Genomic DNA, 26,330 nt, shown 5'->3' on the forward strand with positions numbered 1-26,330 from the left:
CCGGCCGCGTTGCCGGTGTGGCAGCATCGGGGGGCGCGCCATCCGTGGGCGCTCCCCAAGCGCCGAGAATCAAGAGGATTGCAGTCGTTCTGAGACTTCCCAACGCGACCTCCTTCCGCCGCACGCTCAGACGATCGCCGACTTCCGTGGCGACGATCTCTGACGAGTCCAAGCGTGTGACACGTAATGTGCGAACCATTGCTCGGGCCATCGCCCGCAGGGGCGGCGGCTGTCGTACCCGGTTTCACCCGAGGTGCGGATGGGCGTCGGGGGTGATTCAAGGGTGAGGAAACAGGGGACGCGTCCGGGGACGGGGGAAAGTCGGTGCGGACAATTACTCCGATCGCAAGATCCGGTCAACCTGAGTTATCGTCACAACCGGCCACGGACTTTCCCTTTCCTCCCGATTCGATGACCCGATTTCCGGGAAAGTCGACAAACTCGCGCACGTCGCCGTCGAGGCGAAGAGCTATCTTAAAGCGGAATGGATTCGCCAGCCGAAGCGGTCCACCGATCGACCGGGAGCCGGACCCGATGACGACCAACGCCATGCTCAGCCGCCGCGCCGCCCTCATCACAGGTTTCGCCACGCTTGCCTCGCCGTTTTCCAGGCTCGCGCGTGCGGACGCGCCCGACGAGACGGCGAAGCCCTCGACGCTCGACGCGGCCGGGCAACTCGATCAGGTCCGCGAGATCGCCCGCAAGGAGAAGCTGGGCAAGCTCCACCTCGTCAAGAGCACCCTCTTCCAGGTGATCGGCGACGGCGACGCCCAGTTCCTCCGCAACACGGCCATCGACTGCGAGGCGGTGGCGTTCGACTTCGTCGAACATTACCGGGCCAAGGGGTTCCACGTCACACCCCCCAAGCAGCACCTGACCGTCGTCGCAGCCTCCGGCCGGCGATCGTTCGTCGCGTTCCTGGGAGCCAACCCCGGCCCCAGCGTCGGCGGGATCTACGATCGGGCCTCCAACCGGCTCATCGTCTTCGACTTCCGACCGGAAGGAGAGTCGGCCCCGCTCCGGCCCGGTTACGCCAATATGCTGACCCTCGCCCACGAGGCCACCCACCAGCTCACCTACAACACCGGCATCCTCTCGCGCGAGGCCGATAACCCCTACGCGATCGTCGAGGGGATGGCCATGTATGGCGAGGTCCGCAAGTTCAGCGGGAGCACGCCCCCGGGCGGGATCAACAATATGCGGATGGAGGACCTGGTTCGCCAGCGAAGGCTCAAGGGCAACGACTGGATCCCCCTGGACCGGATGCTCCGCAACGACGACGTCCTCCGTGGTGTCGTCGGTACCATCGACCGGCGCCTCCAAGGCTATTCCCAGAGCTGGCTCCTCGTCTATCACCTCATGTCCGACCCCCAATTGCTCCCCCGCTTCCGCGACCTGCTCGAAGCCCTCAAAGGGACCGATCCCAGGGCCAACCCAGATCGCCTGGCGCTCTGCTCCAAGTATCTGGGGCCGATCGACCGGCTCGACGCCGATTTGCAGGAACTGGCGATCCGCTTGCTGAAGCGCAACCCGGGAGCGTGAGTTCCGCCCGGCCGACTAACCACGCTCGCCCTCGAGAATCGTGGCCTTCCCTTTCGAGCGGGAAGTTCCCATGATCCAGCGGTCGCTCGGGAGAGGATCCGGAATTGCCCGGTCCGCTCGCGCCCGCCCCATTCGTTCGCAGGCTCAAGGACGGCAGCCCGTCCCGAGACGTGCTCATGATATCGTTTTATAACCGCATCGCGGGCCGGAGCGTCGAACGCCTGGCCGCGCTCAGCGACAGCATCTTTTCCGTGGCGATGACCCTTCTCGTCCTGGACCTGCACGTCCCCGAGATCGCCAACGTCCATTCCGAGCACGATCTGTGGGTGGCGCTCACCGCACTCACACCCCGCCTGATCATGTTCGCCATGAGCTTCATCACGCTCGGCATCTTCTGGACGAGCCAGCAGACTCAGCTCAATCAGTTCGCCCAGTGCGACCGCCATCTCGCCTGGATCCACATGAGCTACCTCTTCGGCGTCTCGATCATGCCGTTCTCGACCAAGCTCCTGTCCGAGTTTCACGACTACCGGATTGCCCTGGTCCTTTACTGGCTCAACATTCTCTCACTCGGACTTCTGCTGCTCACGAGCTGGGCCTATGCCACCGGGGCCGGCCACCTCAAGCCCGGCATCGACCCTCAAATCCGACCGGCCATCTACAATCGGCTTATCAGCTCGCAACTGCTCTATGCCCTGGGGGCCCTGCTCTGCCTGTTTGACAACGCCTTCAGTATTGGCTTCATCATCCTGATCCAGCTCGCCTATGCCTTCGGCCCGGGACTTCGAGGAATCAGGCTGTTCTCCGAGTCCGCGACCGAACCGACCCCTGCCGGCCGAATCCCGACCGTGGACGAGGCATTCTCGCAAAGCCCGCCGACTCAAGGCCCTCGTTCCTAGGCCCCGAATCAAGGTCCGCGAACCCAGGAGTAGCCCGAGACGGAAGGCCTTCCGGGCTGCACAAATCCTGGAACGACAAAATCGCCCCAATCCCCCCGCTCTTCCCAATTTTACGTGCTAGATTTGGGTGCCAACACCAGGAGTGACACCCATGATCTCGTCCGCACGCACTCAACCGACCGTCATGTCGACTCAGTCGGTCGATGAAGCCTCCGTCCCCGCCGAGCTCATGGCTTTGCGCGAGCGAATTGCCGCGCTTCCCGCAGAATGGACCAGGGATTTGCAGCCCCTCATTGATGAGGTCTGCGACGACGCCCGTTTCCGAGGCCGTGTGCTGGCCGTGGCAAAGGCCGCCCTGGAAAATCTCCACCTCGAACTTTCGGCCGCCAGATTCGATCTGGAAGTCACCCGTCGGGAACGTGATGCCCTGCGACGGGGCGGACGTTGAATTTCGTCGGGCAGTTCGCGACTCCCTCAAGGGCTCATTCCAATCTGCGGGCGGCAGTGCGAATTCGAGGAACAGAACGTTGCTCGGGAAAGGCGGTGTTGCTGATCACGTCAATCATTCACACGGCGATCTCGTCCTGATCGGGCGTGCCGCCTCTGATTTCTCACCCTTGATCTTCCACGTTACCTTGATGTCCCGACCTTAGCCTCCGTGCGACGCCCGGCCCCCGTTGCGGTCAATCTCTCGCTGGCCTTCGGGGTCCATCGCGGCGAACCCTAGGCGATTGTGCTCGGGGGCGCTTCGACTGAGTTCGTGGGCGGCGCGAGCGTTCCTGTGGCCCGGCTCGTTGTCACCTGCCTGTTAACGCTTGGCAGCCTTCCGGTAACGGTGTGTGGCCGACTCGTGGTGGGGCGTGGCGTCGTGGTGCGAAGCCTCGCCTCCTTTTCGTCCGATCTCCGCCATGTGCCGACGGTCCCGGCTCACGACCTCGCCGCCGCGGCGACCGGCCTCGGACGCTTCCTGCGAGTCGAACTCGTGTGCCCCCCCATTGCGGTGCGAGGCGCGGCCGCCCTCCCTGGCAATCTCACGCTGCTGTTCGGGATCCATCGCGGCAAAACCGCGTTTGCTCTTCTCAGCCATGGGACCGAACTCCCTTCATTGCGCCCCCCAAGCCGAGTCTAAACGCTCGGCCAAGGCGCGACGTCCTCCACCGCTCGGACCCACTGAGGGATGAGGGACGACATTCCTGAAAATCCGCGATTCGCGATCGAACCGGCGCGTCTGATCGAGGCGAAAGCACGCCTCTTCCTGCCCATTTCATGGGAGGCAACGACCAACTTCAGGTTGGGGAGGAACGAGCTCGCTACTCGTCGGCGTAAACGACCGCAAAGTCCATACCATTCCAGCACGGTTTAGATTGGTCACCTGTCTTTGCATCAGAATGCAAGATTTCATCAGCCCCCACAAGGAGCGATGTCGCCGAGAGACGAAACAACCTGCGACGAGCCCCGGCGCGTCAAGCGACCCCGGGACGATGCAGTCGGACTACGGCTGCGGCACAGGCAAGCGTCACTCCCCCGTTCTCCGCATCAACCGAGTAAGGCCCGCCTCAGGAGCCCAGTCGCCGCGTCCTCACGACCGCACAGGGCCGTCTCGGAACTCGGCGGTCAGCGTCGACGGGTCGTCTTGGGTAACGCGAGCCAGGCCGTCACGACCCGGCCGACTTCTTCCAGGCTCTCGGCCGAGCACTTGTCAGGCGTGTCCTTGGCCGTGTGCCAGTGCGGGTAGTCGAAGTCGATGATGTCGATGGCCGGGATCCCGGCATTATTCAGGGGGAGATGGTCGTCCATCACGGCCTGCCCAACCCTGGTCTTGAACGACTTCGCACGGAGGCGAGTCGCGACCGACCAGACGCTCCGGACGAGGTTGGGGGCGAACTCCAGGCTGTAAGGCTCCTGGTTGATGAGCAGGTCCTTGTCGCCGATCATGTCGAGCACCAGCGCCGCGACATAATGGGGCTGCCCGGCCTTGGTCCGGTCGACCTCGGCATACTTCTTGGCGAACTCTTTCGAGCCCAGGAAGTAATCGCCTTCCTGGTCATAGACGAGCTCTTCGCCGTCGAAGAGGACGAGGTCAACACCCCAGGGTGTGTCCATCGTCTTGAGGTGCTCGGCGATCTCCATGAGCAGGGCAACGCCCGAGGCCCCGTCATTGGCGCCCAGGAACGGTCCTTTGCGCTTGACCGGATCCTGGTCCATGTCGGGATGAGGTCGGGTGTCGTAGTGCACGCCGAGCAGCACCCGCTCGGTCCGCTCGGGGAACCACGAGCCGATCAGGTTCGCCATGCGGACGTCCTTGCCGCTCAACGGATCCTTCGCCGTGAACGGCTGCTCGCGCACGGCCCCACCGAGCTTGGTGAAATGGGCCGCGACCAGCGCACGCTGGGCCGTGTTGGCCGCGGTCCCGGCGATCCTGGGCCCCATCGCGCAGATGTCGACGAGATGCTTGTAGGCCCGCTTGCCGTCGATGGGGGCGGGTGCCATCATCGCGACGGATTCCGGATCAAACATGATCGAACTCGATTCGACGGCCGTGGGCCGCAGCGACAGGGAGAGCAAGCCGAGCAGGCCCACGGCCAGGCTCAGTGCGGCCAGGCGAGACCAGGTAAGTACGCGGCTCTGTCCCATGTCGTCCCATCCCCGCTCATGATCGCTATTTGACCTTCCCGGATCCCGATGATAGCCGGTTCAGGCCCCCGGCGTCACGCCCGACCACGACCTCAGCAGCCCGGCCAGCCGTTCCATGGGCAAACCGACAACGTTCGACCAGCTCCCCCGAACGACACGGACGAATGGATCGTCATCCTGCACCCCATAAGCCCCAGCCTTGCCCTCCCAGCGCCCGGTGTCGAGGAACGCCTCGCGCTCGGAGTCGCTCAGAACCAGGAACCGGCAGATGCTGACCTCGATCGCGCCTGTCCACTCATGCGTCCCAGCCCGGTAAAGGCACATCCCGGTCAGAACCTCGGTGTCCCGCCCCTCCTGGAGCCGGATCATCCGCCTGGCATCGTCGCGGTCGACCGGCTTGTTGAGGATCTGCCCCTCGACGGAGCAGGCCGTATCCGCGGCCACTACCAACCCCGTTCCACGCCGCAAGGCCACCGACCGCGCCTTCTTCCACGCCAGATCGGCCACATACCAGGCCACGTCCGTCCCCGCGGGCGGCTCGGGCTCGGGGATGTCCGAGGGGTCAATCTCGAAGGCATACCCCGCCTCCAGCAAAAGCTGCCTTCTCCTGGGTGACGCGCTGGCAAGGATGAAGGACGGCACAGCCACAATATCACCCACGCATGCAAATTGTCCAAGAATCAGTGACCCTCGATTCTCCCCTCGCCCCCGGCTAGAATCAAGCCGAACCTTGCCGTTACGAAACGAACCCGGCGCGTCCTAACCCCTTGCCCGGCACCAACCAATGCGCGAGATCCTGAGACAACTGATCGCCGCCCTGGAGCAAGGCAAGGAGCGGTTGGTCTGCCAGGTCGTCGAGACCAAGGGCTCGACCCCGCAGAAGGCCGGCGCCTTGATGGTCGTCGATCCCGATGGTGGGCAGCTTGGGACCCTGGGTGGCGGCTGCGTCGAGGCCGAGGTCAAGCAATCGGCCATGCGTCGCCTCGGCCGCACAGGCGTCGAGCTCTCCAGCTTCGTGCTTGACCACGACTACGCCTGGGCCGACGGCTTGATCTGCGGCGGCAAGATGGTCATCCTGACCGAAGCCCTCCGCGGCCCCGTCCCCCTGCCCTATCTCCGCGCCCATCAAGGGCTGCTGGAAGCCGGCGAGGGCTACACCGAGGCCGTGATTGTGGATCCCGCCCGAGCCGGCGGCGTCCTGGGCTCGCGGTTCCTCTTCGGATTCGACGGCCAGCTTGCCGGCGCATGGCCGGCCCAGGACGGCTCGAATTCGGCCTCGGAGCAGCTCGTGCCGCTCGCCGACCGCCCTCGACCCACTTGCCGGGCAGGAGTCGCCATGCTGCCGACCCTGCCGAGGATTCGCCTGGTGATCGTGGGAGCCGGCCACGTCGGCCAGGCCGTCGCTGAACTCGCCGCGCGCGCCGATTTCGATGTCTGGGTCGTCGACGACCGTCGTCAGTACGCCAACCCCGAGCGCTTTCCCACCGCCGAGCGATGCCTCGTCGGTCCGATCGAGATCACCCTCGGATCGCTGGAGGTCACCCTCAATACCTACGCGCTCATCGTGACCAGAGGCCATGGTCACGACCAGGAAGCATTGCACCTGCTGGCCCCAACGATCGCCCCTTATGTCGGCTTGATCGGTAGCTCTCGCAAGATCAGGATGATTTTCGAGGCCCTGCGCGACGCGGGGATCGACGAGGCGAGCCTGGCCCGGGTCTCGTCGCCGGTGGGGCTTGATATCGGCTCGCAGACCGTCCCCGAGATCGCCATCAGCATCGTTGCCGAGCTGATCGCCCGCCGAAATCTCGGGGCTGTCCCGGCCTCGGCCGGCCGCCACCTTCCCCCCGGCGCGGTCCGCGCATGATCGCCGCGGTGGTGGCCGCGGCCGGCAAGAGCCTTCGAATGGGCCGGCCCAAGCTGATCCTCCCCCTCGCCGGCCGCTCCGTCATCGGCCGACTGATTCATGCATTGAAGGAAGGCGGAGCGGACCCCGTCCTCGCCGTCGTCCCGCCCAATGGCGACGAGATCGAGGCCGAGTGCCTCGGCGCCGGGGCCCAGACCTTGAGGCTGGCAAGCCCGACGGCCGACATGAGGGCCACGATCGAGGCTGGTCTTCGTTTGCTCATGTCGCGAGCCGAGACTCCCGAGGCCATCCTCATCTGCCCTGGCGATAGCCCCGGGACCACGGCCCGCCTCGTCTCAAACCTGATCGCCCACTGGCACGAGTCCCCTGCTTCGATCGTGATGCCGGAACACCAGGGCAAGCGTGGCCATCCGCTCCTGCTGCCCTGGTCGGTTGCCCTGGAAATCCAGGCGTTGCCACATGATGTCGGCATCAATACCCTCGTCCGGAACCATTCCTCGATCGCCCGGCCGCTCCAGGTCGGTGACGACCTGGCCGCGGCCGATCTAGACACCCCCGAGGACTACTTGAAGTGGCAGGACAGGCTCGGCGACGCCCCGTGAACGCGGCCCTTTCCGTCGCGATGGGGTGAGGTTAGACTGTTGTCATTGACCCCCATTCGATCGGGCGAAGAACGAGGGACGCACCTTGCGAACGAGAGCGTGTCGATCTCGCTTGGCCCTGCCCTCCTGGCTCCTCCTCGGCCTCGTCGCGCTGGCGCCCGCCGCGACAGCCCAGATCACCGAGCAGGAGGAACAGCTTCTTCAAAAACTCGGCGATGCACCGATCAAGGAGACCGCGGAGCAGGTGAAGCTGCGGGCCCCATTCGAGGTCTTCCGCACCCAGGTCGCGCCGTTCGACGTCCTGCCCTACGTCAAGCCCTCTCATTGGAGCACCCTGAGCGTCGAGTTGCGGGCCAATCACGATGATTACGATGGGCTGGTCCAGACGGCCGAGATTCCCCTGCTCGGCCTACCCACAGCCATGGTCTATCGCCGCGACGCCAGGCTCGTCAGAGAAGCGAGGTCGCGGGTCAGTTTCCAGGCGTTCCTTCCCATTGTGCCCAAGGAGCTGAGCCTCGCGCTGGTCAGACCCGACTCGGTGAGACCCGACGAGCAGTGGCTCTCGCCGATGAAGGTTCTCGAGCCGCATCAGATGGTCATCGTGGTCATGAGCCGCGAGACCACCGACGGCTATGCCCGCTGGAATCAGTTCCGCGCGCTCCAGCCCCTCTATCTCGAAGACCCGACCAATGCCACCGCCGTCGAGGCCGCCCGCTATTACCGGCTTGTGCTCCCCCTGGAAGCCGGCAAGCCGCTGGTCTCGCCGCATCCCGGATCGTGGTCAACCATCAGCCACATCCTCTGGGACAACATGGCTCCCGAGGCCCTGAGCCCCGCGCAGCAGCAGGCGATGCTCGACTGGCTCCACTGGGGGGGGCAGCTCATCCTCCTCGGCGGGTCGGGACCTTCGTTTGGCTCGCTCCGCGACAGCTTCCTCCAGCCCTATCTCCCAGGCGAGTCGTCCGGCGAGAGCGCGCTGCTTAACGCCGCCGACCTGAAGCCGCTCTCCGAGGCCTACCAGCCATTGAACCGGCCCAGCGACCTCGATGACCCGCAACCGCAGCCGCTCTCGCCGCAAGAGGCGATCGAGCGAATGGGGAGCCAGTACCGCGAACCTGTCCCGATCTTGCCGGCCAGCAACCGGCCGATCTTCCTCGATCTTATCAAGCCAAGGCCCGGTGCGACTCCGATTGCGCTGGATGCTAGCACGGGGCGGATCATAGGCGCCGAGCATCGCGTTGGCCGCGGGCGGGTCTTGATGCTGGGGCTCCACCCCACCGACCCGGCGATGATCGCCTGGCCCGGGCTCGACACCTTCGTCCGACGGGTCATCCTCCGCAGACCCGACGAAATCAAGATCGACCATCAGCCACGGTTCACGCCCTCGGGCGAGCTTCTGGCGCCGCGATATCGTCACCTGGCCGGCGGCGATCTGAGCTGGTATCGGATCCTGGCGAGAGACGCGTCCGCCCCGACCGAGATCCGGGCAGAGCTATTCCCGCAATCCAAGCGAATCTCCAGCCCTGGGGAATCCGCTCCCGGCAATGTTCCGATCGTGCCTCCACAATCCGATGGATCGTTCCTTTCGCGCCTCAGCCCGACCTGGGCACAGGGAATGTCGGCCACGGAACGACCCACAACGGAGCCCCCGGTGGCGTCCTGGATCGATGCGAACGACTTCCCCAGGCTCTGTCGGTCGAGCCTCGAGACCGCCTCAGGAATCTCGATCCCGAGTTCCCGGTTCGTGCTCAAGATCGTCGTCTCCTACATCCTGGCCGTCATCCCTTTGAACTGGCTGCTATGCCGGTTCGTGCTGAAGCGGAAGGAGTGGGCCTGGCTGTTCGTGCCGATCCTCGCCCTTGGCTTTGCAGTCGGAGTCGAGCGGGCCGCAGCCTACGACCTGGGCTATGACCTGGCCTGCGATGAGATCAACCTGATCGAGGTCCAACCCGGATACACCCGAGCCCACCTGACGCGGATCGGCAGCCTGTCGACGAGCGGTCGAGTCCGGTTCTCGATGAGCTTTCCCAACGATCCCCTGGCGCTCGCCCTTCCGTTCGACCACGGCCGATCGCTGCGTGGCGAGGAGGTGACCGAGTCGATCTGGCAGTCCAGCCCCGTGCCCCTGCTCGGCGAAATCCGCGTCCAGCCGAGGACACTCTCGATGTTCCGTGCCGAGCAGTACGTGGACCTGGGCGGATCGATCCGGATCGTGGCCGACGGCAAGGGTCGGAGGATCGACAACGGATCGGGTCTGGAACTGAAGGACGCCCGGGTCCTTGAAAAGACTGAGGCTGGAAGTCGCAGCTTCCCGGTCGGAACGCTTGCGCCAGGCGCATCGGCGGTACTGCCTGAGGCCGGTGAAGAGGGTGACACGCCGGCGAAATTCGACGGCCCCCTCGATCCCAACCCCTATCTCCGTCTCCTCGGCCACTCGATCGGCGAACGGCCTGAGGAAAGGGGTGAGGTCCGGCTGGTCGCCTGGCTGCCTGGCCATCAACCTGGCTCCAGGCTCGATCCCGAGGTCGACCGTCACCGTGGCCTGACGATGGTCGTCGTCCATCTGGCCTATCCGGCCGTCCCGGGCCCCGACGGGCCTCGATTCGACGGCCGGATGATATCGACGATTGCGGAGCCGCCCGCCGAACAGGAACCCGAGCCCAGGATCCAGGATCACGTGGCCGAGCCCGATCCAAACTCGAAGATCGTCCCATGAATCAGGGCTTCCCCAGACTGACGACGCCTTCGCCCCCAGATCTCCGATGCGCCTGGAGTCGCACAACCTATGATCGAGGTGACCCATTTCACCAAGCGCTACGGAGACTTCCTCGCCGTCGACGATCTGAACCTGTCGATCGGCAAGGGCGAGGTCTTCGGCTTCATCGGCCCTAACGGCGCCGGCAAGAGCACGACGATCCGGTTCCTGGCCACGCTCCTGCGACCCACGTCGGGCGAGGGTCACATCGGTGGCCACTCGGTCGTCGACGATCCGATGGCCGTACGCAGGCTGATCGGCTTCATGCCCGACGACTTCGGCGTCTACGACGGGATGAAGGTCTGGGAATTCCTCGATTTCTTCGCCGTCGCCTATGAGATCCCCCGCGCCCGCCGCAAACCGATCATCGCGCAGGTGCTCGAGTTGCTCGACCTGACCCACAAGCGAGATGACTACGTCAATGGGCTGTCGAAGGGGATGAAGCAGCGGCTCTGCCTGGCCAAGACGCTGGTCCACGACCCGCCCGTCCTGATCCTCGACGAGCCGGCCTCGGGACTCGATCCTCGTGCCCGGTTGGAGATGAAGGCCTTGCTCAGCGAGCTGAGAGGCATGGGCAAGACGATCCTCATCTCCAGCCATATTCTCTCGGAGCTTGCCGACTTCTGCACGTCGATCGGTATCATCGAGCGAGGGAGGCTCCTGGCCGCCGGCAGCATCGCCGACATCACCCGCCAGCTGCGAAATCATCGGGTCTTGCGGGTCAAGATCGGCCATCAGGTGACCACCGATGCCGCCGCGGCCATCCTACGCGACGACGGCCGGGTGCGCGAGATCAAGTCGTTCGACCACACCCTCACCGCCGAGTTCGAAGGCGAAGAGGGGGAGATGGCCGACCTTCTGATGCGACTCGTCGGCGCGGGGGTCCCCGTGAGCTCATTCTCCGAGGAGCAGCTCTCGCTCGAGGAGGTGTTCATGATGATCACCAAGGGCATCGTCAATTGACCACGACGGGCATGGGGCACGCATGATCTTCCGCGACAACCCGGTCCTGATCCGCGAGCTGCTGGTCAATCTGCGATCCCCTCGCGCATTCCTCCTGCAACTGGCCTACGTGCTCTTCCTGGGCGCGGTGGTCTACTTCGCCTGGCCGGCCGGCGAGGAGGGATCCAGGCAGGTCGGTGCCGGTGCGGCCCAGCGCCTCTTCGACCTCTTCTTCCTGGGCCAGTTCTTCCTGGTCGCCCTGGTCGCGCCCACCTTCGCCGCGGGCAGCATCACCGGCGAGAAAGAACGAAAGACCTATGAGATGCTCCTGGCCAGCCCCCTCGAACCCCCTCGGATCCTGGTAGGCAAGCTGCTCAGCTCGTTGACCTACCTGGTCATCCTGATCCTCTCCAGCCTGCCGCTGATGATCCTCTGCTTCCTGCTCGGCGGGATCTTGATGTCCGAGATCGTCCGCGCCTACCTGCTTTTGATCCTCGCCGCGGGGACGTTCGGCCTGCTGAGCGTCGCCTGCTCGAGCGTCTTCAGCCGGACAAGCTCGGCCCTGCTCGTCAGCTACCTGGTCATCCTGCCGCTCGCCGTGACCTCGGTCGCCCTGACCCGCACCGATGACACCGTGGCGCGTGACTTCGTCTCGATCGCCATCCTTCCGCCGTGGTGCCTGGCCATCTGGACCGTGCTGGTCATCGCCATCAATCGCCGCCTCCTCAGGCCGCCCGACGTGGGCAGCGAGGGGAAGGATGTGGTCGACGAAGAGCAGGAGATGAAGTTCGCCATCGGCGTGATCATCGACCGGGACATGTTCCCGGATAAGCTCTTCGCGCCAGCAAAGCGCACCGACCTGATGCCCGACGGCACCAATCCGGTGCTCGACAAGGAGCTGCGTAGCGAGATCTTCGCCCAGGGCACCTTGATGCTCCGGGTAGTCATCCAGGTGAGCATGCTTCTGTCGATCCCCCTGATGGCGGCCCTGCTCTTCCTCAGACCGCAAAACACGGGCTACTACGTTGCCTATGTTCTCACCTTCAACTTCCTCGTCGGCCCCGTCTTCTCGGCCGGGAGCATCACCCAGGAACGAGAGCGCCAGACGCTCGGCCTGCTGCTGACGACTCTCCTGACGCCCGGCAAGATCATCTTCGCCAAGCTGATCGCGGCACTCCGGGTCTCGACCGTCCTGACGTTCCTCCTGGTCGAGCAACTGGTGCTGGCCTATCTCCTGGTGCAAGAGCTACGCGACCGTCCCTGGACGTTCTTCGTCTACCTGCTCATCATCGCCACCACCTGCCTGGTGACGACCTCCATCGGCCTGCTCTGCTCGTCGCTGGCGCGCAAGACCAGCGCGGCCCTTGTGATGACGTACATGACGCTCCTGGTCCTGTTCGCCGGGCCGGTAGGTCTGAGCCAGTTCCTGCTCGGCTTCACCGAGATCAACGAAGAGCGGCTCGCCGGCCTGACGATGATCAGCCCCTTTGCCGCCGCCCTGAGCGTCCCCGCCACCGCCGACCGTCCCACTGTCTACGTGACCTTGGCTCCTCCCTGGGAGCAGCCTTCGCGGCGAAATGGGCCCGATAACGCTTCGCAGGATTCAGGAATTGTGAACACGGCGACGGCCCGCCCCGGGGCATTGATCAGTGATGGTTCGTGGCGGATCCCGGTCTGGGTCGGGTTCCTCGCCATCTATCCTCCCGCATGCCTTGTGCTCTACGGGATCACCTACCAGGTCTTCCGATGGCGATGGTGGCGGGCCTCGGCCTGAGCCGAACTCCGACGAGGTCCGAATGCGAATCTCCGCCTCGATGCAGCTGATCCTCGCCCTGGCACTGGGACTGACCCTCGCGACTGGCCAGGCGACCGAGCCGGTCATGCTGGCCCAGCTCCGGGGCGCCCCGCTCGGCGCCTGGTTGAGGGTCCTCGGCGGGAACATGCTCACCGCAGCGGCGATCGTCGGAGGCCTGAGCCTCGCCGTCGAGTTCCTCAGAGGGCAGTTCCCCGTGTCGTGGGGCCTCGGTCGATGGACATGGTCGATGGCGATGATCTATGCCGGCTTGAACATCGGGACCATCGTTGCGGCCATCGTCGCCAGCCAGGTAAGAAGGCGTGGCGAGTGCCCCACCTGGGAGGTCCTCCGACGAGTCTCGCTCCAGGCTTCGACCGACCAGTTCCTCGGCCCATTCGCCTGGGCCTGGCTGGCCTTCGTCCTCACCGCTCGACTCGCCGGGGGTCCTGGGGGCTCTCCGACGAACGACCTCCGCGAGCGGCTCGGCTTCGAATTTGGGGCACTCACCGCTGCGACGGCCTTGATCGTCCGGGCCTTCGAGTCCGTCGGCATCTGAGTGCGGACCTCAGCCCTTTGGAAGTGTCCCGTCGTCTAGATACCACATCCGGTCCGGCCCGCGCACCAGGCTGGCGCTTCCCTTGACCACCTCAATCGGCCCGTCGGCCCGCTTCCCCCGGAGGAAAACCGCAACCTGATACGTCGCGTTGATCTCCGTCTCCCCCGCGCTCTTGGCCGCCTTGAAATTCTGGAGTTCGAACTGTACCGGAGTCCAACTCGACGCACGACCATGACGCATCCTCGTCAGCGTCTCATTCCAATACGCCTTGAACCCCTCAAACGAACCGAATCGGGTCCCCGTCCGGCCTTCGTTGCTCAAGAGCAGCCACATCCGGCGAAAATGCGGCCTGTGATGTGACAGGGCTTCGTAGTAATCCTTCAAAGCCTGTTCCGGCGTGATCCGAACGGGTCGTTCCAGAGTGATGAGCACGGGATAGGCCAGCCACATCAGCAACAGGCCGCCGACGACCAGGATCAGCAAGGCCAGGCCGATCTCGCCCGACAAGACCATATTCCCAAAGAGATAGAGAATTGGCAGAAATACGAGCACGATCTTGACGAAATCTCCCCCCGACTCACCCCAGCGGCTCCAGACCTCTCCCACCGTTTCCTCAGCCTCAAGACCCCGACGACGGGGCTTGCTCGCTCGGGAATCGGTACGTTCCGAAGGTTCCTCACTCCGAGCCTGCTGGGCCCGCGCCGGGATCGGAGGAACAATCGGCGTGACGTCCTCTTCATCGATCGGGTCGGGCCCTTCGAGATCGTAGCCACCGCCGCTCGAGTCGGGACCGGGCGATTGGTTGAACTTCCCTTGCACGTCGCTCCCCTTCGCTGAAAACGCGGGCATTCACGCCGTCTTGACTCGAAGACGACCAGATCATCGAACGACCCCATCGCGGGCCCAGGACAAATGACTCACGAGCAATGATCCTCCAACGATGACAACGCGCGACCCTCGCGAAGGCAAGCGGAGAGTGTTGAACACGCCCCTCAGACCGAAACTTGGTCACCTCGACCTTGACAATCATGGGGATCTGGACGAAACTAGCCCTGCAAATTGGGGATTGGTGTAACGGTAGCACGACTGACTCTGAATCAGTTAGTCCAGGTTCGAATCCTGGATCCCCAACTACTGACAGCGTAGGGAGTTGCGGCCGGCGACGGCTGGGGCGACGGCTCCCAAGTGCAGGAAAAGTGCAGGAACCCTGGTTCCGCAAGCAGACCAACGCTTGGTACGTCGAGATCGACGGCGTCCAGACCAGGCTCGGCCCGCATCCCGCCGATCGCCCGCCCGTCAAGGGCAAGCGCGGCTGGGCCCCGCCGCCGGAGATCGTCGAGGCCTGGCACGTCCGGATGCGCGAGGGGGGCCTGGCCCCCGCCACCAAGGCGATCAACGCCGCCCGACTCTTCGACGAGTTCCTCGCTTTCGTCGACGAGACCGGCAAGGCCAAGACCCGGGACTGGTACCGGTTCTTCCTCCAGGACTTCAAGGACCGGCACCCGGCGATCGACGCCGCGGCCGTCGACGAGTCCCACGTCGAGCGCTGGCTCCGCGCCAAGCGGAAGCGGACCTGGGGTCAGTCGACCCGCCGGGGCGCAATCACCGCGCTGAAGCGGGTCATGAGCTGGGCAGTCAAGACCCGTCGCCTGACCGAGAGCCCCATCGCCCACATGAGCCGCCCGGCAGTCGTGCGTCGCGAGCGAATCCTCACCGCGCCCGAGCGGGGCGACATCCTCGCCCTATACCCCGAGGGCGACCCCTTCTGAGACCTGCTCGTCGCGCTGGCCGAGTCGGGGGCACGCTCCGGGGAGGTCATCCGCCTGACCGCCGCCGACGTCGACCTCCCCGGCGGCGTGGCCACCCTGGCCGACCACAAGACCGGCGGCAAGACCGGGGCGGCCCGGTTCATCTACCTGACCGCGGACCTCGCCGCGGTCCTCGCCCGCCTGGTCATCCTGCACCCGTCGGGCCTGCTCTTCCGCAACGCCGTCGGCAACCCCTGGACCCTGCAGGCGATCAACTGCCGGTTCCGCCGCAAGCGGGCCCGCAAGGTCGACCCCCTGGACGCCGATGTGACCGCCTACGTCTACCGCTCCAGCTGGACGACCGACGCCCTCGAGAACGAGGTGCCCATCGCCACCGTCGCGGAGCTGCTGGGCCACACCAGCACCGCGATGGTCTCGAAGCACTACTCGAAGCTCGCCGCCAAGAAGGACTACCTGCGGAGGGCGGCCCAGCAGGCGGTCAAGAAGCCCGGCGGCGACCCGCCTACTTGATCCACTTCAGCGGCCCGACGGCGTCGACCTCGGCGCCGCGGGTGTAGGCCGTCAGGTGCTCGTCGGTGATCCGGATCGTCCCCCGGCCCAGGCCGTGCCGCGCGCACCTCAGCCGCTTCGACCGGATCAGCGCGTAGACCGTGCCGACGCTGATCTCAAGCTTCTCCGCCGCCTGCTTCACCCGCATCGTCGCCATCCTCCCGGGGGTCCACTCCGTTCACATCTTCAACGATAGCGCCCCTTCGCGGCACGCGCAAGCTCGCCCCGTAATCAATACCTGCGAGCCACTGGCATTGAGGCCGATGCCTGCAATGCCGCCCTCGCCGATGCCGCGGCCGTCCCCGCCCACGTCGAGGGCTTCCACGCCGGCCAGCAGGCCCTCTCCCAGCTCACCCCCGAGGCCGTCGCCACCCAGGCAGCTACCCCCGAGGGCAAGGCCCAGCTAGAGTCCACCGTCAAGCAGAGCATCACCAAGATGCTGCCGGCGCTGGAGACCTCGACCGGGAAGAAGGGCCCGGAGATCCTCGACAACTTCATGAAGGAGGGCCCCGAGAAGGCCATGCAGCGGGCGGTCGCCTCCACCAGCCCCGACGAGATGGCCAAGCAGTTCCAAGCCGTCGGCTACGACACCAGCAAGGCTCAGGACGGCGGCGACCTGACCAAGATGTTCGACGACTTCTTCGGCAAGATGGACGGCCCCAGCCAGCTGGCCGTGTCGCTGGGCATCCCCCTGGCCGTAGTCGGCCTGATCAGCTCATTCATGGGCGGCGGACTGATGTCGATGCTCGGCGGCGGCGCGGCCGTCGCGGGCGGCACCGGCCTGCTCACCCAGCTGATGGGCGGGTCCGAGGGCGCACCCGCGGCCAGCGCGGCGGCTCCTGGCCCTGCGGCCGCCGCGCCCCAGACTGCCGCACAGCCCCCGACCCAGGACGCCACCGACGCGGCCTACGTCAAGGGGCTGCCCGTGGCCGACCAGACGAACCTGATCAACTTCTCGCAGGAGCAGGACCCGGTCAAGCTCGAGGCCCTGCGTGCCCAGGTCGCCCCCCACCTGGACAAGATCAACCACGGCTGGCTGCCGACGAGCTGGGGAGGGAGCGGCGACATTCAGCAGCGGATGCTCCCCAGGGTCCGCGCGCTCAAGGCCGAGCAGGGCCCCCTGCTGGAGGCCCTCAACAAGGTCAAGTGACCGGGTCGGGGTCGACGCGCTGGGAGTAGCGACCCATCGCGAAGATCCCCGCGGCGGCGACGTAGCAGAGGCCGCCTGTCGGCGCGCGCCAACTGCCCGGCATGCCGTATCGTGCCGCGAGGAACATGGCGACGAGCTGTAGCGCAATGGCGCCCCAGAGCAGCATCGTCTTCTTCCGGATCGTCAACGTCATCGGTGACCGTCCCCGTCGTCTGCCTGATCTCGAGGCGCGGCCATTGTAAACCGGACGACCGGTTGCACATATGGCGTTGCCTGGAAACCCCAAACGACAACGCCCCGGGGCTCTACCCGGGGCGTTGTCGTTTGTCGTAAGACCGTACAGGTCAACCTATTGCCGGCAATCAGGCGTTCGCCTCGGCCAGCGCCTGCTCGTGCTCCTTCACGTAACGCTCGCGCTCCGCCGGCGTCCACCTCGGCGGGAACTGGGCCGTCGGGTCGCCCTTGAAGTAGCGGGCGAGCCGGACCTTGTCGTCGCGGCTCGACGCGTCGTAGCCGCCCACCTCTGTGTAGAAGAAGGGGAAGTCCCTGATCAGGTCGTCGTGGTCCATCGGGATGAAGCCCTCGGCGGTCTGCGCCCCGGGGTCCGAGCCGATGGCACAGTCGGGCCGATCGGCGTCGTCCTCGAAGGTGATCTGGGCGGGGACGTCGAAGCTGGCAACGAGCCTGGGGCCGGCGGGCACCACGAAGGGGTGACGGGTCGCGGCGATGCTGCCGAGGGTCTCGGTGCAGTCCTGCTTCTTCCGGCGCTGGGTCGCCAGCGTGTCCCAGAGCTGGCCGAGGCGGGCGCGGATCCGGTCGTTCTCGACCTTCGCGGCCTGCCTCAGGTCCGCCTCTTCCTTCGCGCGGGCCGCAGCCGCGGCCGCGGCGGCCAGGGCCTCCCGCTCCTCGGCGGGCAGCTCGTCGACCTTGGCCTTCTCCTCGAGGATCGACCTCAGCTTGGTCACGTGGTACGGGGCGATGGAGTCGGGCTTGCTCGAGCCGAGGGGCAGGTCGTCGACGACGGCAGCGGCCTCCGAGGCCGCCTGCGGGACGGGCCTGTCGATCAGGTCCCAGCAGCCGTCGACCTGACGGACGGTCTTGCCTTTCTGGCGACCCAGGTAGGTCGAAGCCCGCTTCCTGCGGACGGCGAGGTCCTCCAGCCCCGGATAATCCAAGGCGTGGACGGCGTCGTCGACGGCCGGAGAGGTAAGAGGACCGCCCGCGGCCGTGAGCGCGGCGACGATCGCCTCCGGCCACCAGCTGCCGCTCTTTCTGGGCTCCGAGGGCCTCTCGTCGTCCTCGGCGGAGCGCTCAATGTGGGCCCCGTCGGCCAGGTAGCCGACGAGCTCGGCGCGGAACAGGTCCAGTCTCCTGAGCATCTCGGCGCAGCGGGCCGCGAAGGCGTCGGGCATCGTTTGATCCAGCGTACGTGTCGAGGAATGGCGGGCGGATCGCCAGTAGAGCGCTATCAGGACACACCGCGCAAGGCCCCAATGGAATTACCTGTGATCTGGGCCGGACATGTTGAATCATGGATACATCGTAAATCTAACCAGTCGAACGAGTTGGGCACGTGGACACACCAGGACACTGGGACCGCGATCAATCTGGGGCCAGGACGTGATTGGTTGTGGGCAACCTGTGGTTAGGGCGTGATCGCCGCGTGGTTGCGTGCGGTCAGAGGTGTGAACGGCACAGTCATATCGGCATGCAACTGGTCCAAAGGCGGTGAAATCGGGCCAGGGCATCACCAGCACCAGGTAAATGCTTATGGTATGGAAAGTGATCATGCACGCGTTCACTTTTACGCGCCCGCGCGTTTTTCTAGTATTTCATACTAGAAAGGACACCCACCTCGGGGGGTGGTGTGCCCATCCCATCCAGAGTCTTGGAAGAGAGATTAAGAAAAGAATTCTGAGGACGCAGTTGCTGATCCCCTCTCTCGGCCTGCGGCCTTCGAGGGGATCAGCAACCCGTAGGGTGGGTGCAGGGTGCCCGCCTCGGTGACTGCCCCGCCCACCGTTCCTCTGATTCTGGCCACGGCCCACTGGTCACCAGGTTAGCCGGCGGCACGAGCAAACGCCCTGCTCCTGTGCTGGTGGGCGCACGATCACCTCCGACGCACAGCTAGACGTCCGACCTCGCCAGCGCCACCACGGGCCTCCCAGGGCCTTTCCCGGGCATACCTAAATAATCGTCGTTTGCGGGGCATCTATGGTTTCGACCGCCGTCGTCGTCATCAACAGGTCTAGACAACGCGGATTGTGGCCGGGGTGGGTCCACCTAAATCCGCTAAGTCATCCTATTTACGATATCCGCATGCGTGATATCCCGGCCCCCGGAGATCCAATGGATGGTGAGGCAATCGAAAAGGTTTCCCGGTTACGCTGCACATTGGAAACCTTTCCTTGGATTATCGCGAATTGCGATTATATTACCAATGGGCCCCTCGGGGAGCCGATCAGACTCGCATGAAGATCACCGGTAGGTCTTGAATCGAGGACTTCCTCGGCCTGCGCATTGCCGACTCACGGCGGGCGCGCATCGATTTCGACAGCTGGATCGCCATCGCCAAGGACGTGTCCTGGTCGAACTGGGGCCAGCTGAAGCAGACTTTCGGTAAGACCGACGCTGTCGGTCATTGCATCGTTTTTGACGTCGTCAACAACAGGTACAGGTTGATCGCACGCGTCGATTACCGGGCCCAGCAGATCCATGTCTGCGCGGCGATGGACCACGCCGAGTACGACAAGCGACGCTGGTTGACCCGATGCAGTTGCTACGAGCCCGCCGACAAACCAGGGACTGTCTGAGCCCAGGGGCATCGGCCCCGGGTTCCTAAAAGCGATAGGACGTGCGCTATGGCGACGGCGATCGAAAACTACGCTCCGACCAATACTTACATCGCGCTGGTGAACGACTTTAAGCTCGCCCATATTCGCGACGCCGCGCACTTGGCGGCGGCCCTGGGCGTCGTGGACGGCCTCCTCTGTTGCGAGCTCGACGAGGGGGGCCGGGAGTATCTCGGCGCGCTTACCGACCTGATCGAGGTCTACGAGAATGCGACCATTCCCTCGCCGACGGCAGCCGTCCACGAGGTCATCCGCGCGCTAGTCGAGGGCAGCGACAGGAGCCAGGCCGAGCTGGCCGACGAGCTCGATATCTCCCAGTCGACGATCTCCGCGCTCGTCCGCGGGCAGCGGGCACCGACCTCCGAGCACATCGCCGTCCTCTCGAAGCGGTTCGGTGTCTCGCCGCGACTGCTCCTGCCCCGCTGATTGAGATGAGCTGAGCCGATTCACGAAGGCCGCCAGCCCCCACCCAGGGGCTGGCGGCCTTTCTTCGTTTCAAACCCGCCCGATAACGCCCTTCCCGGGCACACCTAGAGCGGTTTCACTTTGACTGAGCCGGTTGTCCCTTGTTATCCCTTCCTGGATGGAGGGCATGGGGATGAAGGCTTATTCGACCGACCTGCGCGAGCGGGTCCTCGCCGCCTGCGACCGGCGCGACGGCACCCGCGAGCAGATCGCCGCGCGGTTCTCCGTCAGCGTCACCTGGATTGGCAAGCTGGTGCGGCCGCGGCGCGACACCGGCTCGATCGCCCCCCGGCCGCACGGCGGCGGGCGGGCCCCGGCCTTCGACGGCGAGGCCGCGGGGCGACTCCGCGAGGCGGTCCGGGCCGACGACGACGCCACGCTCGCGCCGTTGGCCGAGGCCGCCGGCGTGGGCTGCTGCCCGTCGGCCGTGCACCGGGCGCGGAGGCGACTGGGCATCACGCCGCCAAAAAAGTCGCGGCGGGCGGCCGAGCGGGATCGCCCCGAGTTGAAGGCGCACCGGCGGGCCTGGCGCGAGGAGTTCGCCGCGGTCAACCCGGGGCGGCTGGTCTTCCTCGACGAGAGCGGCGCCAGCACGGCGATGGACCGTACCCACGGCCGGGCCCCCAGCGGGGTCCGCGTCGACGGCCCGGTGCCGCACGGCCACTGGAAGGTCACGACGCTGACCGCCGCGGTTCGCCTCGACGGCGTGCCGGCGGCGGCCTGCCTGGCCTTCGACGGGGCGACCAACGCCGCCTGCTTCGAGGCCGACATCGGCCGGTGCCTGGCCCCGACGCTCCGTCCGGGCGACGTCGTGATCATCGACAACTTGCCGTGCCACAAGACGGCCGAGGTCGGCCGGCTGATCGCGGCGGCCGGGGCCGAGGTGCGGTACCTGCCGCCGTACAGTCCGGACCTCAGCCCGATCGAGTCGATGTTCTCCAAGCTGAAGCCGCACCTGAGGTCGGCCAAGGCGCGGACGGCCGAGGCGCGGATCGGTGCGATGGGCGACGGCCTGAGGGCCGTCGAGCCGGGCGACCTCCGCGGCTGGTTCGGCCACTGCGGATACCGGAGCGGGGTAGAGGCGTCAACCGACACGCTCAAAGGAAAACCGGGCTAGGATCGTCCGTCGCCTCGAAGTCCTCAACCTCTCCGCCCTTGCACGATCCGTAGGACCCGACAATCGACCGTCAGAATCACCCGCCGGACGCACGATGGGTCTGGAGCGGTTCCCCGGCGACCTTCACACAAGGGAAGAGCGGGGCAGGCACCTTCGCTTCACCGCGGAGCCGGTCCCCTTTTCTTTGACCGCGCCAAGCAACCTGGAACTGCTCCGATGGCCTGGGCTGGGGCGGAAGACACGGAGGCCATTAAACGCCCCTCGCCCTACCCCTGGTGGTGGAGATGTCGTGGGAGGCGGCCCATAGACCGAGGTCGCTCCGCGAGAGGGCGGCCCCCATCAGGTCCGGGAAGAGATCCGGCGTGCAGGCGAAGACCGGGATGCCCAGGTCGGCCATACTCTGCGCGTTGGCGTGGTCGTAGCTCGGCGCGCCTTCGTCGTTCAGGGCGAGGAGCCCGATGGCCTGGACACCCGAAGCGACAAGGCCGCCGAGGAGTTTGAGCATCTCCTCGCTCCCCGACCCTTCGTACAGGTCGCTGATCAGGATCAGGATCGTCTCCGCCGGGCGGGTGATCAGGCCGGCGCAATACGTCAGTGCCCTCGGCGTGTCGTTTCCCCCCCCGAGCTGAGTGCCGAAGAGGAGGTCGACCGGGTCGTGCAGTTCGGCCGTCAGGTCCACGACGGCCGTGTCGTAGACGACGACGTGGGTCTTAAGCGCGGGCAGGCTCGCGAGGACCGCGCCGAAGATCCCCGCGTAGACGACCGAGGTCGCCATCGAGCCGCTTTGGTCGATGCAGAGGATCACCTCACGCATGGCCCGCCGCCTGCGGCCGAAGCCGATCCGCGTCTCGGGGATGATCGTGCGGTACTCGGCCTGGTAATGCCGGAGATTCGCCCGGATCGTCCGGTTCCAGTCGATCTCGTGATGCCGGGGCCGCCGGCTGCGCGAGGATCGGTCGAGGCTGCCCGAGACCGCCTGGCGCATCGGCTCGGCGAGCCTGCGCTCCAGTTGGTCGACGACCGTGCGGACGACCGACCGGGCCGTCTCCCGGGCTTCGGGCGGGAGCACCGATCGCAAGGAGAGGAGGTTCGCGACGAGGTGCACGTCGGGCTGCACAGCGCGGAGCAACTCGGGCTGCTTGAGCATCTGCCGCAGGTCCAGCCTCTCCAGCGCGTCCTTCTGGAGCATCTGCACGACCGACGTCGGGAAGAACTTGCGGATGTCGCCCAGCCAGCGTGCGACCTTTGGCGCGGACTTGCTCATGCCGACGCGGCCCGACTTGTCGGCGTCGTAGAGCAGGGACAGGGCGCCGTCCATCGCCAAGTCGTCGTCGCCCAGGGCGATGCCGGTGCCGTCGGCCGAGTCGCCGCCGAGGATCAGCCGCCAGCGTCGAAGGCGTTCGTCATTGGATGGCGGGCCGCTCATCGATCCGTCCCTCCGCCCAGGCCCAGGAGCTTCGCGACCAGGGGGAGCACGGTCGCGGCCCGCTCGACGTCGAGGTCGACCGCCGGGGTCGCCGAAGGACGCGAGGAAGTTGACGGCGAAATGGACCCTTTCGCCCGTTCGCCCAGGCTGCGGCGGAGCGGGGAGTCGAACGTGCCGAAGGTCCGGCGGAGCATCGGCAAGAGGATCGGGAACGCCTCGGGAGAGAGCGCGGCGAGCCAGCCGTCGAAGATGCCGAACAGGGCGTCGTCGTGATAGAGGACCTCGCCGCTCTGACGTAGGAACCCCTCGATCCAGGCGGCTGCGCGGGGCGGATCGGCGGCCGGAGAGACGGCCAGGTTCATCAGCCGGGCCGCCTCATCGGCGTCCCGCTCGCGGGCGTCGAGCAGGATTCGCACGCTGCGTCCGGCGATGAGCCCGTGGATCGTGTCGGAATCGGCGAGCCTCGCGAACGTGGTGTGCCAGGCCTCCCGGTCCTGTGCCTCGTCCATTAAGCCGATCGCCGCGTCGGCGCGGAGGATCGCGTCGAACATCGCCGAGGCCGCTGAATCGTCGAGCGACGAGCAGGCCAGCGGCAGGCCGACGCAGATCCTCGCGACCATGCCCGAAGCGGCGTGCCCCACCATTGCCGAATCGGTCCTGCGCACGCTGCCGTAGCGCGTCAGATTCGCCAGCGGCGGAAGTGCGTCCATCAGCTGTGTCACGTCGGCAGCGACCGCAGCCTGCGACTCGACCCTCGTCATGATCGACTCGGTGGCGGCGGGGAGGTCGGCGAGAATCGCTCGGTCGAGCAGGGCCGTCAACGCTGGCAGTTCCTCCTCGCGGCCGGCGCGGTCCGCGGCCAGTGCCGTCGCGGCATCCTCGACGGTCGCTCCCCAGATGCTTGCCTCGATCAAGGAGACAGCAAGCTCGGGCTTCCACTGGAGTTGCCAGGCTTCCTTGAACGTGCCCTTCCCCGAGACATGCGCCGGCGACCCCCAGGCGATGCCCAGTAGAGAAAGCCGATGCAGGAGGCGGCTGCGCTCTAGGTCCGTCGGCTCGCGCAGGTCGAGCGTCTTCGTCGTTTGCGAGGGTTCGGGGGCGAGCTTCAATCGCTTTTGGAGACGGTTGAGGTCCTGCTGCAACGGGACCGACGGGGTCTCCGCGGGCACGGCTCCGAGACGTTCGCCGACGACGAGCTTCCGGCGGATCAGTCGCATCGGTGCTTCCTCGCCCGAGCAGAGGACGGACCGAGTCGCCTCGTCCAGGTCGGACAAGTCGGGCAGCGGACGGCCGCGCATCGTCGCCAGGGCATCAGCCAGGCGGACCGCCTCGATCACCGAGGCCGAGGAAGCATCCAGGCGCTCGTCCCTGAGAAGGCGGGCGACCCGGGTCAGCCATCGCTCGATCACCTGATCCGGGGCGGTCCAGAGGTGGTCATACCAGCCCGGCGACACGATGCCCGCACCGTAGCCGCTGTCGCGCATCAGTCGGCCGTAAGTCCAAGGCACCCAGGTGGCGGCGACCTTCGTCCTGGGGAGGCCCTTTAACAAGGCCGCATCGTCCCTGGCGGGTGGCCAGGCCTCGACGGCGAGCGCCGGGGCATGCCACGCGCCGCAGATGACGGCGATCGAGCGATGGCCTTCGCCTTGCGCACCACGGATGGTCTGTCGCATGTGGGCCTCGCGTCGGATTTCCCTCAGATCGTTCTCAACGGGGACGCTGGACCGGACCTCCGCCATCGCGTCGAGGATCGCGGCGAACAGGTCCGCGCCGTCTCGGCGGCCCTCGACGACATACTCCCACCATCGCTCGCCATCGTCGAACCCGGCGGCCTGGGCGAGCATCCCGAGCGGATCGACGGGACGGCGCGTGGGGGGCGACGGCTCGCCTGCAGTGGCCGGCTCGGACGCTTCGTCCTTCCCCTCGCCGAGTTGATGGGCGATGGGTAGGTCCATGAACCGGGCGGGGATACCGCGATCAAGCGCGTATTTGAGCGCCTGCCATTCGGGCGAGAACTCTGCGAACGGGTAGTAGACCGAATCCCTCGGCTGGTCGGGACGGTACACCAGCAACGCGACCGGCGGGATCATCTCAGGATGGACCAGGAGCGGGATCATCGCGTCGGCGTCGGGCGGGCCTTCGACGAGAACGATGTCAGGCTCGATCGCCTCGAGCGCTCTGCATACGCTCCGGGCCGAGCCAGGGCCGTGGTGACGCACACCGAGGACGTGGATGACGGGGGCGGTCGTCGACCGCGAGGGTGTGAGGGTGGTCATCGGCGATCGGTCCTCGATTGCTCAGACGACCTCACGGCACGCCCTGTACAAGTCCTTCCAGCCGTCCCGCTCCTTCACGACCGTCTCCAGGTATTCGAGCCAGACGACGCGATCCTGCACGGGATCCTTGACGACCGCGCCGACGAGGCCCGAGGCGAGGTCGGCCGATCGCATGACTCCGTCGCCGAAGTGGGCGGCCAAGGCGAGCCCCTGATTCATGACGGAGATTGCCTCGGCCGTGCTCATCGTGCCGCTCGGCTGCTTGACCTTCACCTTGCCGTCGGCCGTCTGTCCCTCCCGCAGCTCGCGGAAGATCGTGACGACGCGGAGGAGCTCCTGAAGTCCCGGCGGCTCGGCCGGGAACGCCAGCGCTCGGCCGAGCGACTCGACACGGAGTCGGACGATCTCCACCTCCTCGTCGGCCGTCTCTGGTGTGGGAAGCACAACCGTATTGAACCGCCGCTTCAGGGCGCTCGACAGCTCATTGACCCCCTTGTCGCGATTGTTCGCCGTGGCGATCAGGTTGAAGCCCTTCGATCCCTGGACCTCGGAATTCAGCTCGGGGACGGGCAGCGTCTTCTCGGAGAGGATCGTGATCAAAGAGTCTTGGACGTCCGCCGGAATGCGCGTCAGCTCCTCGACGCGGGCGATCTTCCCTTCTTTCATGGCTCTCATCATCGGGCTCGGGACGAGGGCCTTCATGGACGGGCCTTCGGCGAGCAGGAGGGCGTAATTCCAGCCGTAGCGGATCGCCTCCTCGCTCGTCCCGGCCGTCCCCTGCACCAGCAGGGTCGAGTCGCCCGCGATAGCCGCCGCGATGTGCTCGGAGACCCAGCTCTTGGCCGTGCCTGGCACGCCGAGGAGCAGCAGGGCGCGATCGGTCGCGAGGGTGGCGACGGCGACCTCCATCAGGCGACGATTGCCGATGTATTTGGGCGTGACCTTGAAGCCGTCGTCCAGAGTCCCGCCGAGCAGATAGGTCGAGACGGCCCAGGGCGAGAGCTTCCATCGCGGCGGGCGCGGCCGGGTGTCGCCCCTGGCGAGCGCCTCCAGTTCCTCGGCGAACTGCTCCTCGGCATGGCGGCGCAGAACAGTCGACAACGAGTCGTCCTGCCCGTTCGCAGCCGGGGTATC

At 66.1% G+C, this 26,330-nt stretch carries 25 protein-coding genes, 1 tRNA gene and 1 pseudogene; 16 read left to right on the top strand and 11 right to left on the bottom strand.

Annotation, left to right across the window (positions count from 1 at the left end; translation table 11 throughout):
* Positions 1 to 534: 534 nt before the first annotated feature.
* The 3 genes from EP7_RS20335 to EP7_RS20345 all read left to right on the top strand — a co-directional run bounded on the left by EP7_RS20335 (position 535) and on the right by EP7_RS20345 (position 2,889).
* Entirely contained in the window at positions 535 to 1,542 is a 1,008-nt protein-coding gene (locus EP7_RS20335; protein WP_463523981.1) for a DUF1570 domain-containing protein, read from the top strand.
* 176 nt (positions 1,543 to 1,718) lie between these two features.
* Complete coding sequence (locus EP7_RS20340) at positions 1,719 to 2,441, top strand: TMEM175 family protein (protein ID WP_463523982.1); 723 nt, start codon at positions 1,719 to 1,721, stop codon at positions 2,439 to 2,441.
* A 151-nt stretch (positions 2,442 to 2,592) separates the two neighbouring features.
* A complete protein-coding gene (locus EP7_RS20345; protein WP_463523983.1) occupies positions 2,593 to 2,889 on the top strand; it encodes a hypothetical protein in 297 nt (98 codons plus the stop codon).
* A 201-nt stretch (positions 2,890 to 3,090) separates the two neighbouring features.
* On the opposite strand, the pseudogene EP7_RS20350 reads toward EP7_RS20345, so the two are convergent.
* The 4 genes and pseudogenes from EP7_RS20350 to EP7_RS20365 form a co-directional block, all read right to left on the bottom strand.
* A pseudogene (locus EP7_RS20350) lies at positions 3,091 to 3,159 on the bottom strand (hypothetical protein); the annotation flags it as partial.
* 90 nt (positions 3,160 to 3,249) lie between these two features.
* Entirely contained in the window at positions 3,250 to 3,528 is a 279-nt protein-coding gene (locus tag EP7_RS20355) for a KGG domain-containing protein (protein ID WP_463523984.1), read from the bottom strand.
* 527 nt (positions 3,529 to 4,055) lie between these two features.
* Positions 4,056 to 5,075: a M28 family peptidase gene (locus tag EP7_RS20360; protein ID WP_463523985.1), complete on the bottom strand. Its 1,020-nt coding sequence runs from the start codon at positions 5,073 to 5,075 to the stop codon at positions 4,056 to 4,058.
* 60 nt (positions 5,076 to 5,135) lie between these two features.
* A complete protein-coding gene (locus EP7_RS20365) occupies positions 5,136 to 5,735 on the bottom strand; it encodes a Maf family protein (RefSeq protein WP_463523986.1) in 600 nt (199 codons plus the stop codon).
* 124 nt (positions 5,736 to 5,859) lie between these two features.
* Here EP7_RS20365 and EP7_RS20370 point away from each other — a divergent pair, with 124 nt between their 5' ends.
* From EP7_RS20370 to EP7_RS20395, 6 genes are all read left to right on the top strand, one after another.
* Positions 5,860 to 6,942 (top strand): XdhC family protein, encoded by a 1,083-nt coding sequence (locus EP7_RS20370; RefSeq protein ID WP_463523987.1) that lies wholly within the window; start codon positions 5,860 to 5,862, stop codon positions 6,940 to 6,942.
* Positions 6,939 to 7,544, top strand: coding sequence for a nucleotidyltransferase family protein (locus EP7_RS20375; protein WP_463523988.1), 606 nt, complete (start codon positions 6,939 to 6,941; stop codon positions 7,542 to 7,544). The genes EP7_RS20370 and EP7_RS20375 overlap by 4 nt, the downstream gene beginning before the upstream one ends.
* A gap of 112 nt (positions 7,545 to 7,656) precedes the next feature.
* A complete protein-coding gene (locus EP7_RS20380; protein ID WP_463523989.1) occupies positions 7,657 to 10,260 on the top strand; it encodes a hypothetical protein in 2,604 nt (867 codons plus the stop codon).
* A 69-nt stretch (positions 10,261 to 10,329) separates the two neighbouring features.
* Positions 10,330 to 11,262 (top strand): ABC transporter ATP-binding protein, encoded by a 933-nt coding sequence (locus tag EP7_RS20385; RefSeq protein WP_463523990.1) that lies wholly within the window; start codon positions 10,330 to 10,332, stop codon positions 11,260 to 11,262.
* A gap of 22 nt (positions 11,263 to 11,284) precedes the next feature.
* A complete protein-coding gene (locus EP7_RS20390) occupies positions 11,285 to 13,015 on the top strand; it encodes an ABC transporter permease subunit (RefSeq protein WP_463523991.1) in 1,731 nt (576 codons plus the stop codon).
* 22 nt (positions 13,016 to 13,037) lie between these two features.
* Positions 13,038 to 13,592 (top strand): hypothetical protein, encoded by a 555-nt coding sequence (locus EP7_RS20395; protein WP_463523992.1) that lies wholly within the window; start codon positions 13,038 to 13,040, stop codon positions 13,590 to 13,592.
* A gap of 9 nt (positions 13,593 to 13,601) precedes the next feature.
* On the opposite strand, the gene EP7_RS20400 is transcribed toward EP7_RS20395, so the two are convergent.
* Positions 13,602 to 14,441: a hypothetical protein gene (locus tag EP7_RS20400; RefSeq protein WP_463523993.1), complete on the bottom strand. Its 840-nt coding sequence runs from the start codon at positions 14,439 to 14,441 to the stop codon at positions 13,602 to 13,604.
* A gap of 211 nt (positions 14,442 to 14,652) precedes the next feature.
* Here EP7_RS20400 and EP7_RS20405 point away from each other — a divergent pair.
* The 3 genes from EP7_RS20405 to EP7_RS20415 all read left to right on the top strand — a co-directional run bounded on the left by EP7_RS20405 (position 14,653) and on the right by EP7_RS20415 (position 15,871).
* Positions 14,653 to 14,723 (top strand) — tRNA-Gln (locus EP7_RS20405).
* Between the two features lie 65 nt (positions 14,724 to 14,788).
* Positions 14,789 to 15,361, top strand: coding sequence for a hypothetical protein (locus EP7_RS20410; protein ID WP_463523994.1), 573 nt, complete (start codon positions 14,789 to 14,791; stop codon positions 15,359 to 15,361).
* A gap of 15 nt (positions 15,362 to 15,376) precedes the next feature.
* A complete protein-coding gene (locus tag EP7_RS20415; RefSeq protein WP_463528443.1) occupies positions 15,377 to 15,871 on the top strand; it encodes a tyrosine-type recombinase/integrase in 495 nt (164 codons plus the stop codon).
* Here the strand turns inward: EP7_RS20415 and EP7_RS20420 are convergent.
* Positions 15,864 to 16,058: a helix-turn-helix domain-containing protein gene (locus EP7_RS20420; RefSeq protein WP_463523995.1), complete on the bottom strand. Its 195-nt coding sequence runs from the start codon at positions 16,056 to 16,058 to the stop codon at positions 15,864 to 15,866. The genes EP7_RS20415 and EP7_RS20420 overlap by 8 nt on opposite strands.
* A 288-nt stretch (positions 16,059 to 16,346) precedes the next feature.
* On the opposite strand from EP7_RS20420, the gene EP7_RS20425 reads away from it, so the two are divergent.
* On the top strand, positions 16,347 to 17,060 hold the full coding sequence (locus EP7_RS20425; protein WP_463523996.1) for a hypothetical protein: 714 nt from the start codon (positions 16,347 to 16,349) through the stop codon (positions 17,058 to 17,060).
* Here the strand turns inward: EP7_RS20425 and EP7_RS20430 are convergent.
* Together EP7_RS20430 and EP7_RS20435 are read right to left on the bottom strand one after the other, a co-directional pair.
* Entirely contained in the window at positions 17,053 to 17,253 is a 201-nt protein-coding gene (locus EP7_RS20430) for a hypothetical protein (protein WP_463523997.1), read from the bottom strand. The genes EP7_RS20425 and EP7_RS20430 overlap by 8 nt on opposite strands.
* Before the next feature lie 169 nt (positions 17,254 to 17,422).
* Positions 17,423 to 18,472, bottom strand: coding sequence for a hypothetical protein (locus EP7_RS20435; RefSeq protein ID WP_463523998.1), 1,050 nt, complete (start codon positions 18,470 to 18,472; stop codon positions 17,423 to 17,425).
* Between the two features lie 1,149 nt (positions 18,473 to 19,621).
* On the opposite strand from EP7_RS20435, the gene EP7_RS20440 reads away from it, so the two are divergent.
* From EP7_RS20440 to EP7_RS20450, 3 genes are all read left to right on the top strand, one after another.
* Positions 19,622 to 19,873 carry a type II toxin-antitoxin system HigB family toxin gene (locus tag EP7_RS20440; protein WP_463528444.1) on the top strand — a complete coding sequence of 84 codons (252 nt, stop codon included), beginning with the start codon at positions 19,622 to 19,624 and terminating at the stop codon, positions 19,871 to 19,873.
* A 48-nt stretch (positions 19,874 to 19,921) separates the two neighbouring features.
* Positions 19,922 to 20,338 (top strand): helix-turn-helix domain-containing protein, encoded by a 417-nt coding sequence (locus EP7_RS20445; protein WP_463523999.1) that lies wholly within the window; start codon positions 19,922 to 19,924, stop codon positions 20,336 to 20,338.
* A 172-nt stretch (positions 20,339 to 20,510) separates the two neighbouring features.
* Entirely contained in the window at positions 20,511 to 21,494 is a 984-nt protein-coding gene (locus EP7_RS20450) for an IS630 family transposase (protein ID WP_463524000.1), read from the top strand.
* 250 nt (positions 21,495 to 21,744) lie between these two features.
* On the opposite strand, the gene EP7_RS20455 is transcribed toward EP7_RS20450, so the two are convergent.
* The 3 genes from EP7_RS20455 to EP7_RS20465 are packed head-to-tail and all read right to left on the bottom strand — an operon-like array spanning position 21,745 to position 26,297.
* On the bottom strand, positions 21,745 to 22,920 hold the full coding sequence (locus tag EP7_RS20455; protein WP_463524001.1) for a VWA domain-containing protein: 1,176 nt from the start codon (positions 22,918 to 22,920) through the stop codon (positions 21,745 to 21,747).
* Positions 22,917 to 25,196, bottom strand: coding sequence for a DUF5682 family protein (locus tag EP7_RS20460; protein ID WP_463524002.1), 2,280 nt, complete (start codon positions 25,194 to 25,196; stop codon positions 22,917 to 22,919). The genes EP7_RS20455 and EP7_RS20460 overlap by 4 nt, the downstream gene beginning before the upstream one ends.
* Before the next feature lie 21 nt (positions 25,197 to 25,217).
* The gene (locus EP7_RS20465; protein ID WP_463528445.1) at positions 25,218 to 26,297 is read right to left on the bottom strand and encodes an ATP-binding protein; all 1,080 of its coding nucleotides are present in this window, start codon (positions 26,295 to 26,297) and stop codon (positions 25,218 to 25,220) included.
* Positions 26,298 to 26,330: the final 33 nt, after the last annotated feature.

The sequence above is a fragment of the Isosphaeraceae bacterium EP7 genome (assembly GCA_038400315.1).
Classification (GTDB): domain Bacteria; phylum Planctomycetota; class Planctomycetia; order Isosphaerales; family Isosphaeraceae; genus EP7.

Excerpts from the sequence above, each read along its gene's own strand:
- EP7_RS20335 (WP_463523981.1), top strand. The coding sequence starts at position 535 with ATGACGACCAACGCCATGCTCAGCCGCCGCGCCGCCCTCATCACAGGT.
- EP7_RS20340 (WP_463523982.1), top strand. The coding sequence starts at position 1,719 with ATGATATCGTTTTATAACCGCATCGCGGGCCGGAGCGTCGAACGCCTG.
- EP7_RS20345 (WP_463523983.1), top strand. The coding sequence starts at position 2,593 with ATGATCTCGTCCGCACGCACTCAACCGACCGTCATGTCGACTCAGTCG.
- EP7_RS20355 (WP_463523984.1), bottom strand. The coding sequence starts at position 3,528 with ATGGCTGAGAAGAGCAAACGCGGTTTTGCCGCGATGGATCCCGAACAG.
- EP7_RS20360 (WP_463523985.1), bottom strand. The coding sequence starts at position 5,075 with ATGGGACAGAGCCGCGTACTTACCTGGTCTCGCCTGGCCGCACTGAGC.
- EP7_RS20370 (WP_463523987.1), top strand. The coding sequence starts at position 5,860 with ATGCGCGAGATCCTGAGACAACTGATCGCCGCCCTGGAGCAAGGCAAG.
- EP7_RS20375 (WP_463523988.1), top strand. The coding sequence starts at position 6,939 with ATGATCGCCGCGGTGGTGGCCGCGGCCGGCAAGAGCCTTCGAATGGGC.
- EP7_RS20385 (WP_463523990.1), top strand. The coding sequence starts at position 10,330 with ATGATCGAGGTGACCCATTTCACCAAGCGCTACGGAGACTTCCTCGCC.
- EP7_RS20390 (WP_463523991.1), top strand. The coding sequence starts at position 11,285 with ATGATCTTCCGCGACAACCCGGTCCTGATCCGCGAGCTGCTGGTCAAT.
- EP7_RS20395 (WP_463523992.1), top strand. The coding sequence starts at position 13,038 with ATGCGAATCTCCGCCTCGATGCAGCTGATCCTCGCCCTGGCACTGGGA.
- EP7_RS20400 (WP_463523993.1), bottom strand. The coding sequence starts at position 14,441 with ATGCCCGCGTTTTCAGCGAAGGGGAGCGACGTGCAAGGGAAGTTCAAC.
- EP7_RS20420 (WP_463523995.1), bottom strand. The coding sequence starts at position 16,058 with ATGCGGGTGAAGCAGGCGGCGGAGAAGCTTGAGATCAGCGTCGGCACG.
- EP7_RS20425 (WP_463523996.1), top strand. The coding sequence starts at position 16,347 with ATGCTGCCGGCGCTGGAGACCTCGACCGGGAAGAAGGGCCCGGAGATC.
- EP7_RS20430 (WP_463523997.1), bottom strand. The coding sequence starts at position 17,253 with ATGACGTTGACGATCCGGAAGAAGACGATGCTGCTCTGGGGCGCCATT.
- EP7_RS20435 (WP_463523998.1), bottom strand. The coding sequence starts at position 18,472 with ATGCCCGACGCCTTCGCGGCCCGCTGCGCCGAGATGCTCAGGAGACTG.
- EP7_RS20445 (WP_463523999.1), top strand. The coding sequence starts at position 19,922 with ATGGCGACGGCGATCGAAAACTACGCTCCGACCAATACTTACATCGCG.
- EP7_RS20450 (WP_463524000.1), top strand. The coding sequence starts at position 20,511 with ATGAAGGCTTATTCGACCGACCTGCGCGAGCGGGTCCTCGCCGCCTGC.
- EP7_RS20455 (WP_463524001.1), bottom strand. The coding sequence starts at position 22,920 with ATGAGCGGCCCGCCATCCAATGACGAACGCCTTCGACGCTGGCGGCTG.
- EP7_RS20460 (WP_463524002.1), bottom strand. The coding sequence starts at position 25,196 with ATGACCACCCTCACACCCTCGCGGTCGACGACCGCCCCCGTCATCCAC.